The sequence below is a fragment of the Pseudidiomarina terrestris genome (assembly GCF_030466405.1).
GTDB lineage: Bacteria > Pseudomonadota > Gammaproteobacteria > Enterobacterales > Alteromonadaceae > Pseudidiomarina > Pseudidiomarina terrestris.
Genome location: NZ_JAGGJF010000003.1, coordinates 277,262 through 292,876 on the forward strand (window position 1 = coordinate 277,262; position 15,615 = coordinate 292,876).

Annotated in this window: 16 protein-coding genes and 1 riboswitch; of the genes, 10 read left to right on the plus strand and 6 right to left on the minus strand. The window is 51.9% G+C overall.

Annotation, left to right across the window (positions count from 1 at the left end; genetic code table 11):
* Positions 1–3: 3 nt before the first annotated feature.
* Positions 4–927, minus strand: a complete 924-nt coding sequence (locus J6J34_RS08150; RefSeq protein WP_301834399.1) for a Ppx/GppA phosphatase family protein — start codon at positions 925–927, stop codon at positions 4–6.
* Positions 927–2,216 (minus strand): ATP-dependent RNA helicase RhlB, encoded by a 1,290-nt coding sequence (rhlB, locus tag J6J34_RS08155; RefSeq protein ID WP_301898849.1) that lies wholly within the window; start codon positions 2,214–2,216, stop codon positions 927–929. Before rhlB ends, J6J34_RS08150 begins: the two co-directional genes overlap by 1 nt.
* Before the next feature lie 88 nt (positions 2,217–2,304).
* On the opposite strand from rhlB, the gene trxA reads away from it, so the two are divergent.
* From trxA to J6J34_RS08175, 4 genes are all read left to right on the plus strand, one after another.
* Positions 2,305–2,631 (plus strand): thioredoxin TrxA, encoded by a 327-nt coding sequence (gene trxA / locus J6J34_RS08160; RefSeq protein ID WP_301721228.1) that lies wholly within the window; start codon positions 2,305–2,307, stop codon positions 2,629–2,631.
* 226 nt (positions 2,632–2,857) lie between these two features.
* The gene (rho, locus tag J6J34_RS08165; RefSeq protein ID WP_301721227.1) at positions 2,858–4,123 is read left to right on the plus strand and encodes a transcription termination factor Rho; all 1,266 of its coding nucleotides are present in this window, start codon (positions 2,858–2,860) and stop codon (positions 4,121–4,123) included.
* Between the two features lie 500 nt (positions 4,124–4,623).
* Positions 4,624–4,962 (plus strand): hypothetical protein, encoded by a 339-nt coding sequence (locus tag J6J34_RS08170; RefSeq protein WP_301898850.1) that lies wholly within the window; start codon positions 4,624–4,626, stop codon positions 4,960–4,962.
* On the plus strand, positions 4,959–5,264 hold the full coding sequence (locus J6J34_RS08175) for a hypothetical protein (protein ID WP_301898851.1): 306 nt from the start codon (positions 4,959–4,961) through the stop codon (positions 5,262–5,264). Before J6J34_RS08170 ends, J6J34_RS08175 begins: the two co-directional genes overlap by 4 nt.
* A 95-nt stretch (positions 5,265–5,359) precedes the next feature.
* Here the strand turns inward: J6J34_RS08175 and J6J34_RS08180 are convergent, their stop codons facing one another.
* Entirely contained in the window at positions 5,360–6,361 is a 1,002-nt protein-coding gene (locus tag J6J34_RS08180; RefSeq protein WP_301721222.1) for an endonuclease/exonuclease/phosphatase family protein, read from the minus strand.
* 121 nt (positions 6,362–6,482) lie between these two features.
* Between J6J34_RS08180 and ubiD the strand changes: the two genes are divergently transcribed.
* The 6 genes from ubiD to J6J34_RS08210 all read left to right on the plus strand — a co-directional run bounded on the left by ubiD (position 6,483) and on the right by J6J34_RS08210 (position 13,736).
* Positions 6,483–7,970 (plus strand): 4-hydroxy-3-polyprenylbenzoate decarboxylase, encoded by a 1,488-nt coding sequence (gene ubiD, locus J6J34_RS08185; RefSeq protein ID WP_301774784.1) that lies wholly within the window; start codon positions 6,483–6,485, stop codon positions 7,968–7,970.
* Positions 7,967–8,665 carry an NAD(P)H-flavin reductase gene (gene fre, locus J6J34_RS08190; protein WP_301835355.1) on the plus strand — a complete coding sequence of 233 codons (699 nt, stop codon included), beginning with the start codon at positions 7,967–7,969 and terminating at the stop codon, positions 8,663–8,665. Before ubiD ends, fre begins: the two co-directional genes overlap by 4 nt.
* Positions 8,666–8,686: 21 nt before the next feature.
* Positions 8,687–8,804: riboswitch (TPP riboswitch) on the plus strand.
* 61 nt (positions 8,805–8,865) lie between these two features.
* Complete coding sequence (locus tag J6J34_RS08195) at positions 8,866–10,968, plus strand: TonB-dependent receptor (protein WP_301774722.1); 2,103 nt, start codon at positions 8,866–8,868, stop codon at positions 10,966–10,968.
* A gap of 27 nt (positions 10,969–10,995) precedes the next feature.
* On the plus strand, positions 10,996–11,616 hold the full coding sequence (gene pnuC, locus J6J34_RS08200) for a nicotinamide riboside transporter PnuC (RefSeq protein WP_301835356.1): 621 nt from the start codon (positions 10,996–10,998) through the stop codon (positions 11,614–11,616).
* A complete protein-coding gene (locus J6J34_RS08205) occupies positions 11,598–12,380 on the plus strand; it encodes a phosphotransferase (protein WP_301721216.1) in 783 nt (260 codons plus the stop codon). The genes pnuC and J6J34_RS08205 overlap by 19 nt, the downstream gene beginning before the upstream one ends.
* Before the next feature lie 9 nt (positions 12,381–12,389).
* Positions 12,390–13,736 (plus strand): MFS transporter, encoded by a 1,347-nt coding sequence (locus J6J34_RS08210; RefSeq protein WP_301721215.1) that lies wholly within the window; start codon positions 12,390–12,392, stop codon positions 13,734–13,736.
* Positions 13,737–13,819: 83 nt separating this feature from the next.
* Here the strand turns inward: J6J34_RS08210 and J6J34_RS08215 are convergent, their stop codons facing one another.
* From J6J34_RS08215 to trhO, 3 genes are all read right to left on the minus strand, one after another.
* A complete protein-coding gene (locus J6J34_RS08215; RefSeq protein WP_301721214.1) occupies positions 13,820–14,020 on the minus strand; it encodes a DUF3185 family protein in 201 nt (66 codons plus the stop codon).
* 70 nt (positions 14,021–14,090) lie between these two features.
* Positions 14,091–14,567: a Dps family protein gene (locus J6J34_RS08220; protein ID WP_301721212.1), complete on the minus strand. Its 477-nt coding sequence runs from the start codon at positions 14,565–14,567 to the stop codon at positions 14,091–14,093.
* 107 nt (positions 14,568–14,674) lie between these two features.
* Positions 14,675–15,598 carry an oxygen-dependent tRNA uridine(34) hydroxylase TrhO gene (trhO, locus tag J6J34_RS08225; protein WP_301721211.1) on the minus strand — a complete coding sequence of 308 codons (924 nt, stop codon included), beginning with the start codon at positions 15,596–15,598 and terminating at the stop codon, positions 14,675–14,677.
* Between the last annotated feature and the right edge of the window lie 17 nt (positions 15,599–15,615).

A 15,615-nucleotide genomic window follows, 5' to 3' on the forward strand; every position in this document is an offset into this window, starting at 1 on the left:
AGCTTATGCCAACGAGCGCTTGCGCTCGTTGAGCATGGTGTTCACGAGACCTTCGCGCAAAGCGCCTTGTGCCAGATCAACGGTCTTTATGTCAAGGTTGTCGGTAAGTGCGACCAGAATTGCCAGTCCGCCACAAAAAACCGCTATCCGATCTTCGCGAACACCAATCGCCGGTAAAGCGTCCACGCTACCTTGTTTGATGCTCTCCTCCATACAAAAGCGAATGAACTCTGCGCTCATTGCGTCAGCGCGGTAATGGCGCAGACAGTCCTGTAGTCCGCGGAAGGTGCCAGATGCGCCACAGACGGTTTGCCAGCCATGAGCCTGATAGGTTGTTGCCAATGGACGGATTTGCTCGGCCGCAGCGGCAACGGCAGCGGCAAAGCGTGCTGCGGAAATCATGCCACCGGCAAAGAAACGGTTTTGCCAGACCACACATCCCATATCAAGGCTCTTCAGTACGTGCGGCTCGGTGCCGACGCCGGCAATAACCTCCGTACTGGCACCGCCGATATCCAGGACCAGCATGGCACTGTCCGGGCGTGCGAGTTCGAGGGTGGCCCCCTGATAAATAAGACCTGCTTCGGTCATCCCGGAAATAATATCAATAGGCGAGCCAAGCGCTCGTTCAAAGCGCTTGAGAATTTGTTTTCGATTGTGAGCTTTGCGTAATGTGGCGGTGGCCACACAACGGATTTGCAAAGGTTGATAATGGGCGAGGCGCTGAGCAAAGTCTTTTAAACACTCAATGCCCCGCTCAATAGCAGCATCATCCAGCGTCAGATCAGGCGTCAGGCCATCGGCGAGGCGAACCTTTTGCCGATGGCGGGTGATGATGCGGTAGCCCCGTGTGGTCGCTTTGGCAATCAACATGTGGAAACTGTTCGATCCCAGGTCGATTGCGGCGATACGCGGGTGCGGATGCATTAGCCGTTACGCTTTGCTGGCGGTTTACGCTGCCCTGACGAGCGTCGCTGTTGGCCACCACTGCCACCACGACGGCCGCCACGGCTGCGACGACGTCCACTTGGTCGAGGACTGCGTACGTCGGTTAACAGGGCGTCAGGGTCATATTTGGTGACAGGAATCGCATGACCAATGTAGTCTTCGATAGCCGGCAGGTTATAGACGTATTCCTCACAGGCCAGGTTGATCGCCTTACCACTAGCTCCAGCACGGCCGGTTCGGCCAATACGATGCACGTAATCTTCAAAGTCATCCGGCAAGTCATAGTTATACACGTGACTTACTTCCGGAATGTGCAGACCGCGGGCGGCGACATCGGTGGCGACCAAAAAGTCGAGGGTGCCCTCGGAGAACTCTTCAAGAATCTTCAGTCGTTTGCGCTGCGGAACATCGCCGGTGAGCAAGCCGACCCGGTGGCCATCGGCCTCCAGCCAGTTATACAGTTTCTCGCACACATGCTTAGTGTTTGCGAAAATGATGGCTTTATCTGGCCAATCCTCTTCGATTAGCGTCAGCAGTAGCTTAATTTTGTCTTGTTTCGACGGATAGAAAAGCTCTTCGCTGATGCGGGTGCCGGTTTTTTGGGTAGGCTCAACTTCAACTTTCGTCGGCGAGTTCATGTGGTCGTACGCAAGTTCCTGCACACGTTGCGACAAGGTCGCTGAAAACAGCATGCTTTGACGCTCTTTGGCACCAGGCATGCGCTCGAACATGTAACGAATATCTTTAATGAAGCCTAAATCGAACATGCGGTCAGCTTCGTCAAGTACGACAACTTCAATCTTATCAAGTTGGTAGATACCCTGTTTGCAATAATCAATCAGGCGACCGGTGGTTCCGATCAAAATATCTACGCCTTCTTCGAGTTGCTGGCGTTGACTTTCGTAACCTTCGCCCCCATAAATAATGCCAAGGCGCATATCACAGTGAGCAGCAAGAAGTTCAGCATCGTTTGCGATCTGAATTGCTAGTTCACGCGTAGGAGCCATAATAATAGCGCGCGGATAACGTTTTTCGCCAGAACGCGGCTTGTTAAGCAGGGTAGTGAAAGCTGCAATCAGGAAGGCAAGAGTTTTGCCAGTCCCCGTTTGTGCTTGTCCCGCTACATCTTGGCCTTTTAGGGCAATAGGTAAGCTCAGGGCCTGGATTGGCGTACAATACTCAAAGCCCGCTTTATTCAAAGCAGTTAATACCTGCGGGTGCAGGTCGAGATCGGCAAAGCGTGTCTCTGTCAGGTGTGTTTTACTCATAGCATAAGCATACCAGTTTGCGCTAACATTCAAAAACAGAAATAATAGTGTTTTATTATTTCACGCGAATTCAGCAGCGGAGATTACCATGAGTGATAAAATTGTTCAGCTAAGTGATGATTCTTTTGAGGCAGATGTACTCAATTCAGACAAACCAGTACTGGTAGATTTTTGGGCAGAGTGGTGTGGCCCATGCAAAATGATTGCACCTATCCTTGACGATATTGCAAACGAGTACGGCGACCGCATCACTATTGGTAAACTCAACGTCGACCACAACAGCCAGACCCCGCCGAAGTACGGTATTCGCGGCATCCCAACACTGCTGTTGTTCAAAAACGGCGAAGTGGCCGGCACCAAGGTTGGTGCTCTGTCAAAAGCTCAGTTAGCCGAGTTTATTGAGCAAAATATCTAAAGACGTCTTTCGGAAAGTTGCCAAATCTTGCGGTTTGGCAACTTTTTGCGTGCAGTTGGTTCAAATAACGAGCAAAAAACTGGACGTACTGCGGTTTAGGTGTTACTTTTCAATCAATATTTCTTCAGGTTGTCAGCCTTCCGGCAGCCAGATAGCAAACCCCTAAAGCTATAAAACATAAACTAACCCTTTGTTTTCCTATGGACACTAAAGTCATATCCCTCTTATGAATCTTACAGAATTAAAAAACAAACCCGTAAACGAGCTGGTACAGCTCGCAGAATCCATGGGTCTCGACGCCATGGCTCGTACCCGCAAGCAAGACATCATTTTTGCCATTTTAAAAGCGCATGCGAAAAGCGGCGAAGATATTTATGGTGATGGGGTGTTGGAAATTTTGCAGGATGGCTTCGGCTTTTTGCGCTCGGGAGACTCGTCATACCTGGCAGGTCCAGATGACATCTATGTGTCGCCAAGCCAGATTCGCCGTTTCAATTTGCGAACTGGTGACACGGTGGCCGGGAAAATACGCCCGCCGAAAGAAGGCGAACGTTATTTTGCCCTTCTTAAGATTCGTGAAGTCAACTTCGACAAGCCTGAAAACTCCCGCAATAAAATTCTTTTTGAAAACCTTACACCTCTCCACGCTGAAGAACGTCTGCGCATGGAACGTGGTAATGGTTCGACGGAAGATATTACTGCTCGGGTGTTAGACCTGGCCTCGCCAATTGGTAAAGGTCAACGGGGTTTGATTGTGGCGCCGCCGAAGGCTGGTAAGACGTTATTGCTGCAGAACATTGCGCAGTCGATCGCTGCTAACCACCCTGATTGTGTGCTGATGGTGCTGCTGATCGATGAGCGTCCAGAGGAAGTTACTGAGATGCATCGCCTGGTGAAAGGCGAAGTTATTGCTTCGACCTTTGATGAGCCAGCAAACCGTCACGTGCAGGTCGCTGAAATGGTGATCGAGAAAGCGAAGCGTTTGGTCGAACACAAGAAAGATGTGGTCATCTTACTTGATTCAATCACCCGTCTGGCGCGTGCTTACAACACTGTTATTCCAAGCTCAGGCAAGGTACTGACGGGTGGTGTAGACGCCAATGCATTGCACAAACCAAAGCGTTTCTTCGGTGCTGCGCGTAATGTTGAAGAGGGTGGTAGTTTGACTATCATCGCGACGGCATTGATCGATACGGGTTCGAAAATGGACGAGGTGATTTACGAGGAGTTCAAGGGCACGGGTAATATGGAAATGCACTTGAATCGTAAGATTGCTGAAAAACGTGTTTTCCCTGCGATTGATTTCAATCGTTCGGGTACGCGTCGCGAAGAGTTGTTAACTTCGCCGGAAGAGCTGCAAAAAATGTGGATTCTGCGCAAAATCGTACACCCGATGGGTGAAACGGAAGCGATGGAATTCCTCATCGACAAGCTGCAAATGACCAAAACCAACGACGAATTCTTCGAGGCCATGAAGCGGCAGAAGTCTTAGGCTTGGCTTTGCGCCTCGCTGGGGCCTTCGTCATAGGGACGCCGTAAACCCTTCCCTGGGGGCTTGGCGGCCGCATCCATGCGGCCGACACCCTATGACGAAGTCCCCAGCAAAGCACTCGCCGGCGCCTTCGCCGCGCCTCTTGCGGCCGACACCCTATGACGAAGACCCCAGCAAGGCACTCGCCGGCGCCTTCGCCGCATCCCTGCGGCGCACACCCTCAGATATAACCCTGTTGGCTTCGCCGCGCCTCTTGCGGCCGACACCCTATGACGAAGTCCCTAGCAAAGCACTCGCCGGCGCTTTCCCGCTACGATTCCAGCAGAATAAACCTACCTTCGCCGCTATCGGCATGCTTTCGTTTCCGTGCGACTATATTGTTTGATAATCTTTAAAGATTGGTTTTTTTTGTTATATATTGGGGGTTAAAAACTTAAGGATCATTTCATGAAAGCTCTGTTGTCGGATTTAATTTTGACTCTACGTCTTTGGAGAAGCCAATGAATCAATCTAAAAAGGGCTACGGAATGCGCTCGTGGCTACTCGGTTTTGTTGCAAGCATTCTAGGTCTCTTAATTGGTGTTTGGATGGGAGTGAGGTTCGTTCCTAACTACTTATTAGCGAGTGAATTTGGCTTCACTTTATTTTTATGGACCGTCGAAGATAGCGTAGAGAAAGGCGATATTCCTGAAGCGAAAAAACGAATGCAAGATTTCTACTTTAACAACCGGGAACGTCAGATTGGTGACTTATATCAAAATGAGCTTTTTCTCGGTGAATTACAGCTGAAGGACTGGGAGTTTGTGCTTGCGGAGCGCGTAAAGGAGAGTGAAGAATGAGAATCTGGGGGGCACTGTTATCATTTATTCTATTTTGTATCGCAGGCTTTATTCTCGGTTATCAAATGACTCGTATTTATGGGCTAGAGAATGAATTGCGAAGATATGTCATCGCAGTAGAAATTCAACAGCGACTGCACAACAATGAAATTGCCTCTGCTAGTTCGTTGTTGCAGAAAACTCTCGAGAGTCAATACGAAATCATTGAAGCATTGGCGGAAACTAATCCAGATATGTACCAATATTATCGCGAGTTAATGTCACGGTCAGACCCCACTGACGACAACAAAGTTAAAGAATAGGACAGGTGTTGAGCTGTCAGCCAATTGCCGTCGTGCGCCGCAATCGGAAATCGAAATGCAATAAGCAAGTGAGCGTATCAAGGGAAGAGGTCACGTCACTCTTTCTTCAGCGCCAGTTCAATCAGTAGCGGGAAGCGGTCGGAACCGAACTTGGGCAGTCGCCGCATTTTCACCAGCATGAAATGCTCACTGTGGAACAGGTGATCCAGCGGCCAGCGCAGCAAGGGAAGCTTCGCGTGGAAGGTATTGAAGAAGCCGCGTCCCATGCGCGGGTCAAGTAACTTACTGGTACTTAAAAACTCGCGCGTTGTGGGTGACCATGCGACGTCATTCAGATCGCCGGTAACAATCACTGGACCTGGCTCGTTAGCCGCACGTTCCGCAACCTTCAGTAACGCCCGATCCCGGGGCTTCGATTTGTCATTATCGCTGGGACCTGGCGGCACCGGATGCACACAATGCAGGTGGATTTCGCGGCCCCCTGGCATTTGCACATCAGCGTGCACCGATGGCACCTTATCCTGTACTAAATTTTCTACACTGACATTAGCTAGCGGCCAGACCGAATACACCATCATGCCGTAGAGGTTGTTCTGCGGGACACGGACAACATGGGGTAAATCATCCTCAATATCGGTGAGCTGTTGTTCCCACCATTCGTCGGTTTCAACAGCGACGATAATATCGGGGCGGATGCGGTTGATCATGCGCACTAGCCCGACGGCATTGCGGTTATGTTCGAATACGTTCACGATCAGGATCCGCAGATGCTCTTCCACGGCTTTCTCGTCACGCTTTCTGTTGTAGCGTTCAACGGTACGTTCGCCTAGCGGCGTATACGGAAAAATCCACCAAAGCTGCCAGGCACAGCAGGCGACCTGAATGGCGACTAAAAGCCAGGTAAAAGGTGAGGTTACGGGTAACCAGTGGGCGCTTGTCACGAGCAACAAAAGACCTAAACCCGCCAGTTGTAAGCGGGGAAAATCCCAGACTCTGATCAGCCAATGGGTGCGCTCTGTGAGTGGCAGGACAGAGAGAATAACAAGTAACGCGGTGAAGCATCCGATAAGGATAAATGCGATGGGGAGGTCCGTCATGAGTAACTTGTATCCTTAAGCTGGTGGTGTCCATCTAGCCTAGCTCAATTTGAAAGCGCTGAAAACAGTGATAAAAACCCGTATAATCGTTGCCATTCTTTTAGGCATGGGGCAACCACCAGTGAAGTATCAGGACTTACGCGACTTTATGGCCTTATTGGAGGCGCGTGGAGAGTTAAAACGAATTCAGCTTGAAGTCGATCCTTATCTGGAGATGACCGAGATTGCTGATCGCACTTTGAAGGCAGGTGGCCCGGCGTTGTTGTTCGAGAACGTCAAAGGACACAGCATTCCGGTGCTGGCGAATCTGTTTGGCACCCCGGAGCGCGTCGCTTTGGGCATGGGACAGGAATCTGTGGCTGCGCTGCGCGATGTCGGCAAGCTGCTGGCATTTCTGAAAGAGCCCGAGCCGCCGAAGGGTTTCCGCGATGCGCTGAACCTTTTGCCTGTTTATAAAAAAGTGCTGAGTATGTCGCCGAAACAGCTGAAGAAAGCGCCCTGCCAGGACGTTGTGATGAGCGGTGACGAGGTCGATTTAACCAAGTTACCCATTCAGCATTGCTGGCCGGGGGATGTTGCGCCGTTGATTACCTGGGGTCTGACTGTTACTAAAGGCCCGCATAAGGAACGACAAAATTTAGGCATCTACCGCCAGCAGTTACTCGGCAAGAATAAAGTGATCATGCGCTGGTTGTCGCACCGCGGTGGCGCGCTTGATTTTCAGGAATGGCAACGGCAGCATCCGGGTGAGCGATTCCCCGTTGCTGTGGCTCTGGGCGCTGACCCCGCCACCATTCTTGGCGCGGTGACGCCAGTCCCGGACAGTTTGTCAGAATATGCGTTTGCGGGCTTATTACGCGATGGCAAAACCGAAGTGACCAAGTGCCTGAGCAATGACTTACAGGTACCTGCGCACGCCGAAATGATTCTCGAGGGCTACATAGAGCCTGGTGAAATGGCTCCTGAAGGCCCTTATGGTGACCATACGGGTTACTACAATGAGGTCGATGAGTTTCCGGTGTTTACCGTAACGCACATTACCCACCGTCGTGATCCTATTTATCACTCGACCTACACCGGGCGTCCACCGGATGAACCGGCGGTGCTGGGTGTTGCGCTGAACGAGGTGTTCGTTCCCTTGCTGCAAAAGCAGTTTCCGGAAATTGTCGACTTTTATTTGCCGCCCGAAGGCTGCTCCTACCGGGTGGCAGTGGTGACTATGAAGAAGCAGTATGCCGGTCATGCCAAGCGCGTGATGATGGGCGTGTGGTCTTTTTTACGGCAGTTTATGTATACCAAATTTGTGATTGTCTGTGATGACGATGTCGATGCCCGCAACTGGCACGATGTGATCTGGGCCATGACCACCCGCATGGATCCTGCTCGTGATACAGTGCTGGTTGAAAATACGCCCATCGATTATCTTGACTTTGCCTCGCCGGTCTCTGGCTTAGGCTCGAAGATGGGCATGGATGCCACCAACAAGTGGCCTGGCGAGACGGATCGTGAGTGGGGCGTGCCGATTGTGATGGACGAGGCGGTGCAGCAGCGCGTCGATGAAATCTGGGATGAACTTGGAATTATGCAACAGGATAAGCAGGCGAAATGAAACAAATGTTAGCTCAGGTGACAAGCCTGGAAACCTTGTCGAAAAACGTTTACCAGGTCGTCCTGGCGCTACCCGAAGCGATGACATTCGCTGCCGGTCAGTACCTACAGGTGGTGATGGATGAACGCGACAAACGCCCATTTTCGATTGCTTCCTGTCCTTCGAGCACGACTACCGTTGAGCTGCATATTGGCGCGATGCCCGATAATCCTTATGCTATGGAAGTTATCGAGGCCATACGTAACAACGGCGAGCTGACTATTGAGGCGCCGCTGGGGCAGGCGAGCTACCGCGCCAACAGCGATCGGGCCATGATTCTTATTGCCGGTGGCACAGGTTTTTCTTACACCTGGTCGATTCTGCAGGCGCATCTGCGTGATGACACCCAGCGACCTGTCACTCTTTACTGGGGCGGGCGCGCGCCTGAGGACCTCTATTATGATGCGCGGTTGCGCGAGCTGAGCAAGCAGCACAAGAACTTTCACTATCGTCCCGTTGTAGAACAGGCGAATGCAAACTGGCATGGCGCCATAGGCTTGGTCCATCATGCGGTGCTGGCCGAGCAAACCGACCTGAATGAAGCCGATGTTTACGTTGCCGGGCGCTTTGAAATGGTGCGTATCATCCGCGATGAATTTCATGCGCAAGGTTTACCATTACAACAACTTTATGGTGATGCGCTAGCCTTCATTTAAGCGCGCTGTTATACTCCGCAGCGCAATACCAAGGGGTGCCCCTCTACGTTCTCGCGTAGAGCCAGGCTGAGATGCATGTCGCAAACCCTTTGCACCTGATCCGGTTAATACTGGCGTAGGGATGGTAGCTAACACTCTTAGTCCATTTGAAATCCCGCCCGACCGGATTGTTTCTGAACCAGAAGTTGAGGAAATAATCCATGTTCCGTAAGTCTTATTTAGTCCTGGCGCTCATCGCGTCAAGTCCTGCGTTTGCGCAATCCGATAACGAAGAAGCGGTAGAGCGTATTACTATTCAGGGCGAATTCCGCCGCATGACGGTGCAAGAGGCGCCTACAAGTGTTACCGCACTGGTGGCAGATCGCCTGGACCAGCGCAATGCCTTGCACCTTGAAACCGCCCTGAATGCCCTGGCCAATGTCAATTTCTCCGGCGGTAGTTCGCGCGCACGTTTCATTCAGATCCGCGGTGTGGGTGAACGCAGTCAGTTCGTTGATCCGATTCAGCCGTCGGTCGGTTTGCTTGTCGATGGCATTAACTACAGTGGCCTGGCGCAGGCCGCCCAACTGTTTGATATCAGTCAGGTCGAGGTCTATCGCGGACCGCAAAGCGGTCGCTTTGGTGCTGATGCAATGGCCGGTATGCTGGTTATGGAAAGCACCCAGCCGACCCGTGACACCGAGGGCGTCTGGCAACTCGGCGCCGCCAACTACAATGCGATGCAGGGTGGCTTTGCGGTAGGTGGTTCATTAGGTGCAGTCGGCCGTGCCCGTCTGAGTGTATTCCAGCAACGTGATGATGGCTTTATCACCAACAACTATCTGGAACGCGACGATACCAATGATCGTTCAGAGCGCAATATTCGCTTCAACCTGTTCACCGACCTCGGCTCGAGCTGGCAATTGCGTACCACCATTCATGATCTGCATCAGGACAATGGGTACGACGCGTTTTCTTTGGATAACAGCCGCCAAACACTCTCTGATGAGCCGGGCGAAGATGATCTGGACTCCACCGCGGCGCGCTTTGCACTGAGCTATGCTGGTCGCCTTGCGAATCTGGAACTGTCCTTTACTCACCTCGATGCCGACAGCGTCTACAGCTATGATGAAGACTGGACCTTTGTCGGTATTGCACCAGGCTGGGAATACAGTTCATTTGATGCGTACCGCCGTGATCGCACAGATCAGACCCTGGAAGCTCGTTGGGTCAGCGCTCGTCCATTAGCATTGCTGGGTGGGGAAACTGACTGGGTGGCCGGACTTTACCACTATCAGCGCGACGAAGAACTGGTTCGTGATTTCTTTAACTGGGACAGCTATCAGCAAGACCAGTTTTTCAGTACTTATGAAAGTCGTCACCTTGCGGCGTACGGTGAGCTGGCGCAAAACTTTACCCAAGCCTGGCGGTTGACCGCGGGCGCCCGCGTTGAGCGCTACGATAATCCTTATCAGGACAGTAATGGTGTGCAGGCCGAGCCGGAAGATACCATGTGGGGTGGACGGTTGAGTCTGAGCTACCTGCCCGCCACAGATCATCTCTGGTATGCGACCCTGGCACGGGGCTACAAAGCCGGTGGTGTCAATGGTGAAGCACTGGGCAAAGTACAGGATACCGAACTGACGGAGCTGCGTGACTATCTACTGGCGCGCGCCACTTTCGCGCCTGAGCTGTTAACCAGCTTCGAAGTCGGGCATAAGCGCGTCAATGCCGATGACACCTTTAGTATGCAAGTGGCAGTGTTCATGCATCAGCGTGACGACGTGCAGCTCAAAGGCTGGGTCAATCGCGACCAAAGTTTTGTGGGCTATCTGCAAAATGCAGCACAGGGCAATGCTTACGGTGCTGAGCTGGAATTCAATTACCGCCCGGTCGATCAACTTGAGTTGTTCACCTCTGTGGGCTTACTGGAAACCGAGATTGAAGGCTTTGTCACGGAAGATGGTGTTGACATGAGTGGCCGCGACCAGGCTCATGCGCCCAACTATCAGTACAATGTTGGTGCTCGCTACGCCTGGAGTAAACAGCTTAGCGGTGTTATCGAAGTCGATGGCAAGGATGGCTTTTTCTATTCGGATTCGCACATGAGCCGCGCCGATGCTATGGCTGTGCTGCATGCCAGCCTGAAATGGCAGGCCGAGGACTGGCAGGTCACCTTGTGGGCGCGTAACCTGACGGACCAGGACTATGGTATTCGTGGCTTCTACTTCGGTAATGATCCGCGCCTCGAGTATGTACCGCAGACTTACGAGCAGTACGGTGAGCCGCGTCGCGTCGGAGTGACCTTCAAGTACTCGTTTTAATCCCATAACAGGTAAAGGTGTGCGGTGATGATAAGCTTTGCGGAGATTTGGCAACAGTTGTTAGCAACTTCCTGGCTGGAGTGGCTGGCAGTGGCTCTGGCGATTGGTTATCTGGTACTCGCCGCGCACCAATCCTTGTGGTGCTGGTATGCGGCCGCCATCAGTTGTGTGATCTACACGCAGTTGATGTTTGGTGCGCAGTTGTACATGGAATCGGCTCTGCAACTCATATACGTGGCCTTGGCCGCGTATGGCTGGTGGCAATGGCGGTACGGCCATGGTCAGGATGATGCGACCGAGGTACAGGAGTACAGCTGGCAGTGGCACCTGCAATGGCTCGTGGGCCTGGCGGTGGTCGCTGCCGGCATTGCCTACCTGTTGCAGACTTATACGGACGCCGATGCCGTTTGGCTCGACAGTTACACCACGGTCTATTCACTCTTTGCGACCTGGCTGTTAACCCGCAAGCAGTTCGCCAACTGGTGGTACTGGCTGGTCATCGATGCTATCTATGTTTACCTGTATAGTAGTAAAGGCTTCGTGGTTACTGGAGGTCTGTACTTTGTTTATCTTATACTGGTCGTGTATGCGATGCGGCAATGGCAAACAACACAGGTGGATAGTAAACAATGCGAGAACAGTGGTTAGAAAGTTTACCCATTCGTGGTGTCATTAAAACCGAGCCGCTACTGCGCGGTGTCGCCAACAATGTCTATAAAATAACCACCACGCAAGCCAAATACATTCTCAAACAGTTTCGTTTCGACCATCCCTACGGCCTCGATCGTGAGCAGGAAGTGCGCGTTCAGCAGCAACTTGCTCAGTATCAGCTGGCGCCGGAGGTGATTCATTACGACGCGCCTCAGGGACTTGTCCTGCAGAGCTTCCTGGAAGAGCCTGATCTTGCCCATACTAAACTGCCGATGGCGGATAAATTAAGAGAGTTGGCGGATGTATCGGCACATATCCACCGCTTGTCTGTGGATGTTCCGGTCTGGTCTTTGCGCGAGCGCTTGCAGCGTTACTGTCTGCAGCTTGCCGAGTTTGATGCCGAGCGAGCACAGCACTTCAGTACGCGACTGGAGTTGTTCCGTAAGTTGTTAGACAGCTTCGCCGCGCGTCCGGTGTTTTGCCATAACGACCTGGGCATGCATCATATCTTTATAACACCTACCCTGCGAGTCATCGACTGGGAGTACGCCGGCTTGGGCGAACGTTATTTCGATCTAGCCAATACTATGGCCGTTAATGAATTGGACCTGCCGCAACGTAATGCGTTTATCAATGCCTATGAATCCGCTGCAGGCTTTGCAGTCGATCGACCAACCCTGGAGAACTGGCGCGAGCTGGTTGCTCTGGTGAATCAACTCTGGTACGAATTACATCACTATCTACAACGCATCACAGATTAGGGAGCGGGTATGAGCCGCAGCAGTTCAGAGCGTGATTTAACGGAACAAGTGTACGGTTATCTGGCAGAGGACGAAGATGCCAGAGTTTGTAAAGATATTCCGGAGGCCGCCTGCAACGATCAACCGAAGGCATTTGTTGCCCATTTGATCGCACTGAGTATGACCAAACTTGGTGACTCACTGGTCAGCGCGCGCCTGGTTCTGCCCTGGATTCTTGCGTCACTTGGAACCTCTTCTGTCTTTATCAGTGCTCTGGTGCCGTTGCGCGAGTCGTTAGCGCTGTTACCGCAGCTTATTATTGCTCAGCAAATGCGGGAAACCCCGGTACGTAAGTGGTTCTGGGTGTTTGGTAGTGTCGGCCAGGCATTATCTCTGGTGGGCATGTTACTCAGTGTCATCACGCTGCGCGGCAGTGCTTTAGGCTGGGCCATTGTCATCCTGCTAACGATTTTTAGTATTTCGCGGGGGGTCTGTTCGGTATCCATTAAAGATGTGCAGGGCAAGACCATTTCCAAAACACGCCGCGGGCGGCTCTCCGGCATCGCGGCCTCGGTTGCAGGTCTTTTATCAGTGTTGACGGCATTGGTAGTGCTCATGGCACCGACGTTGTTAGGCGGTACCTTGGAGCAGGGCAACGTGCTGATTTTCTCTGGCTTATTAGGTACAGCAGCGGTGTTATGGCTGGCTGCCGCGGCGACCTACGCACAGGTACCGGAAGTGCCCGGCGCCACTGAGGGGGGCGGCAATGCCATGATAGAGGCGCTAAAGTCGATGCGCTTGCTCTGGCAGAACAAACAGTTTGGCAGTTTTGTTCTAACGCGCGCCTTGCTCGTTTCTTCCGCATTCGCAATTCCGTTTATCGTGGTGATGATTCAACGTAGTGGGGAAGGTAGCTTGACCAGCCTGGGCGGCCTTATGCTCGCCAACGGTATTGCCGGCATGATGGCCGGGCGGTTCTGGGGGAAATGGTCGGACTCGGCGAGTCACTATGTGATGGCGGCAGCGGCTTTTCTGGCGGTGCTGATCATGGCCAGCGCCCTTGCTCTGTATAGCTTTGCTGAAGCCTGGCTGGCCCAGCAATGGCTGGCAGGACTGCTAATCTTTGCCGCGGCGGTGGCCCATCATGGCGCCCGTGTTGGTCGGAAAACCTATCTGGTGGATATGGCAACGGCGGATAATCGCGCCCAGTTGACTGCGGTGTCGAATACTGTCATTGGCGGTGTGTTGCTGCTCGGTATCCTGCTGGGGGCGCTGGACAGCTATGCCGGCGTTGAGGCCGTTATGGTGACCCTGATCGTATTGGGTAGCATCGCCGGAGTGCGCGCCTTGACCTTACCAAACGTGCAGCGCGATTAAATCAGAGACCTAAAAAAAGCCAACACCCTGGAGTGTTGGCTTAGCACTGTACCGTTCTCGTAAATTTCTACTTAACGACTTGCCTATTTTCTGCCGCGAACTGTGCCGTAAAGGCCCACAATAACTGCGACAACGCCGCCGATCAGATACCACATGGCGTCATCCGTGGTTTCGCCGGTGACGGCTTGCGAAACTTCTGAAGCTGGCGAGTTGTACGCCTGGTAGCCGAAGTAAAGCAAGATAATACCAACCACAAGTAAAATAATGCCGATAACTTTATTCATGAAATCGTCCTTAGGTTTATTGACTGTGTTTAGGTACTGCTGCTTTCAGCATAGCAAAGAAATCAATGAATTAGGAACCAAGATAGGATGTTAGCATCCACGCGGTTTTTTCCTGCTCTTTAATGTAGTCACTCATCAGTGCAGATGTACCTTCGTCGTCAGCGTCGCCGGCCAACCCCAGCAGTTCACGTTGCAGACGAATAGTGGTCCGATAGCTTTCCAGAATTTCACGTACACAAGCTTTGCCGTCGTGAATATCTTTCGCTTCCTGGATTTCACTGCTCTTGATGTAAGTTGAATAGGCGTGCAAGGGGCGCTGGCCCAACGTCAGAATGCGCTCGGCAATTTCATCAATTTTCATGAGCAAGTCGTTGTAGGTTTCTTCGAATTTGGCGTGCAGCTCAAAGAATTCCTGACCTTTCACATTCCAGTGAAAGCCGCGCACGTTCATGTAGAACACTTGATAGTTGGAAAGCAGCTGATTCAATTTCTCAGCGAGCTGTTCTGCATGTTTCTGTTCAAGACCAATAACGTTTAACTGTTGCATCTGTAAACTCCTGCCTGTGGTTCTAAATTGTTGTTTCTACAATAAGATGTAAGGGTCAGTATAGACCCTTTCAAGGCGAACAGAGAAATCGATACAAACGATTAGGGTTATCGGCTTCCTTCAACTTTTCCGTCGCGGATATGTGCTTCGCCGCGTTGTTTGGCCAGCTGAATCTGCTTTTCCCGTTCGGCAAAACGCTCTTTTTGCTCAGTTGTGGTCTGATCATAACAGTGGGGGCAACTGACGCCTTTCTGATAGTGCTCAGATTGCTTTTCAGTCTCAGTAATGGGCATGCGACAGGCATAACACTGGTCATAATCGCCCTGTTTGAGGCCGTGGCGGACAGTCACGCGCTGATCGAAAACAAAACAGTCGCCGTTCCAGGTGGTCTCTTCTTCTGGCACCTCTTCCAGGTACTTGAGGATACCGCCTTTCAGGTGATAGACGTCATTGAAGCCAAGCGACTTCAGGTAGGCTGTTGATTTCTCGCAGCGAATACCACCGGTACAAAACATGGCCACTTTTTTGTGTTGCTCAGGGTCAAGATGATCTTTCACGTAGTCAGGGAAGTCGCGGAAGCTTTCGGTTTTCGGATTCACCGCACCTGCAAAGGTACCGACTGCATACTCGTAGTCGTTACGCGTATCGATGAGCAGAACCTCAGGGTCACGGATCAGATCGTTCCAGTCTTTAGGATCCACATAGGTGCCGACCACATTTTTCGGATCGACCCAGTCGATACCCATGGTCACAATCTCTTTTTTGAGTTTGACCTTGGTGCGGTAAAACGCTTGGGTATCGCTAGGTGATTCCTTGTGCTCAATATCGGCAAATTCAGGGCGTGAGCGAATAAACGCGAGCACATTGTCAATGCCTTCACGGGTTCCGCAAATAGTACCGTTAATGCCTTCACGGGCAAGTAACAGGGTGCCTTTCACACCATTGTCGACCAGGCAGTCGTAGAGTGGGGTACGAAAGGCTTCGAAATCGTTAATTTCCACAAACTTATAGAGTGCGGCACAAATATACATGGAGCTGTCCTTCTTTT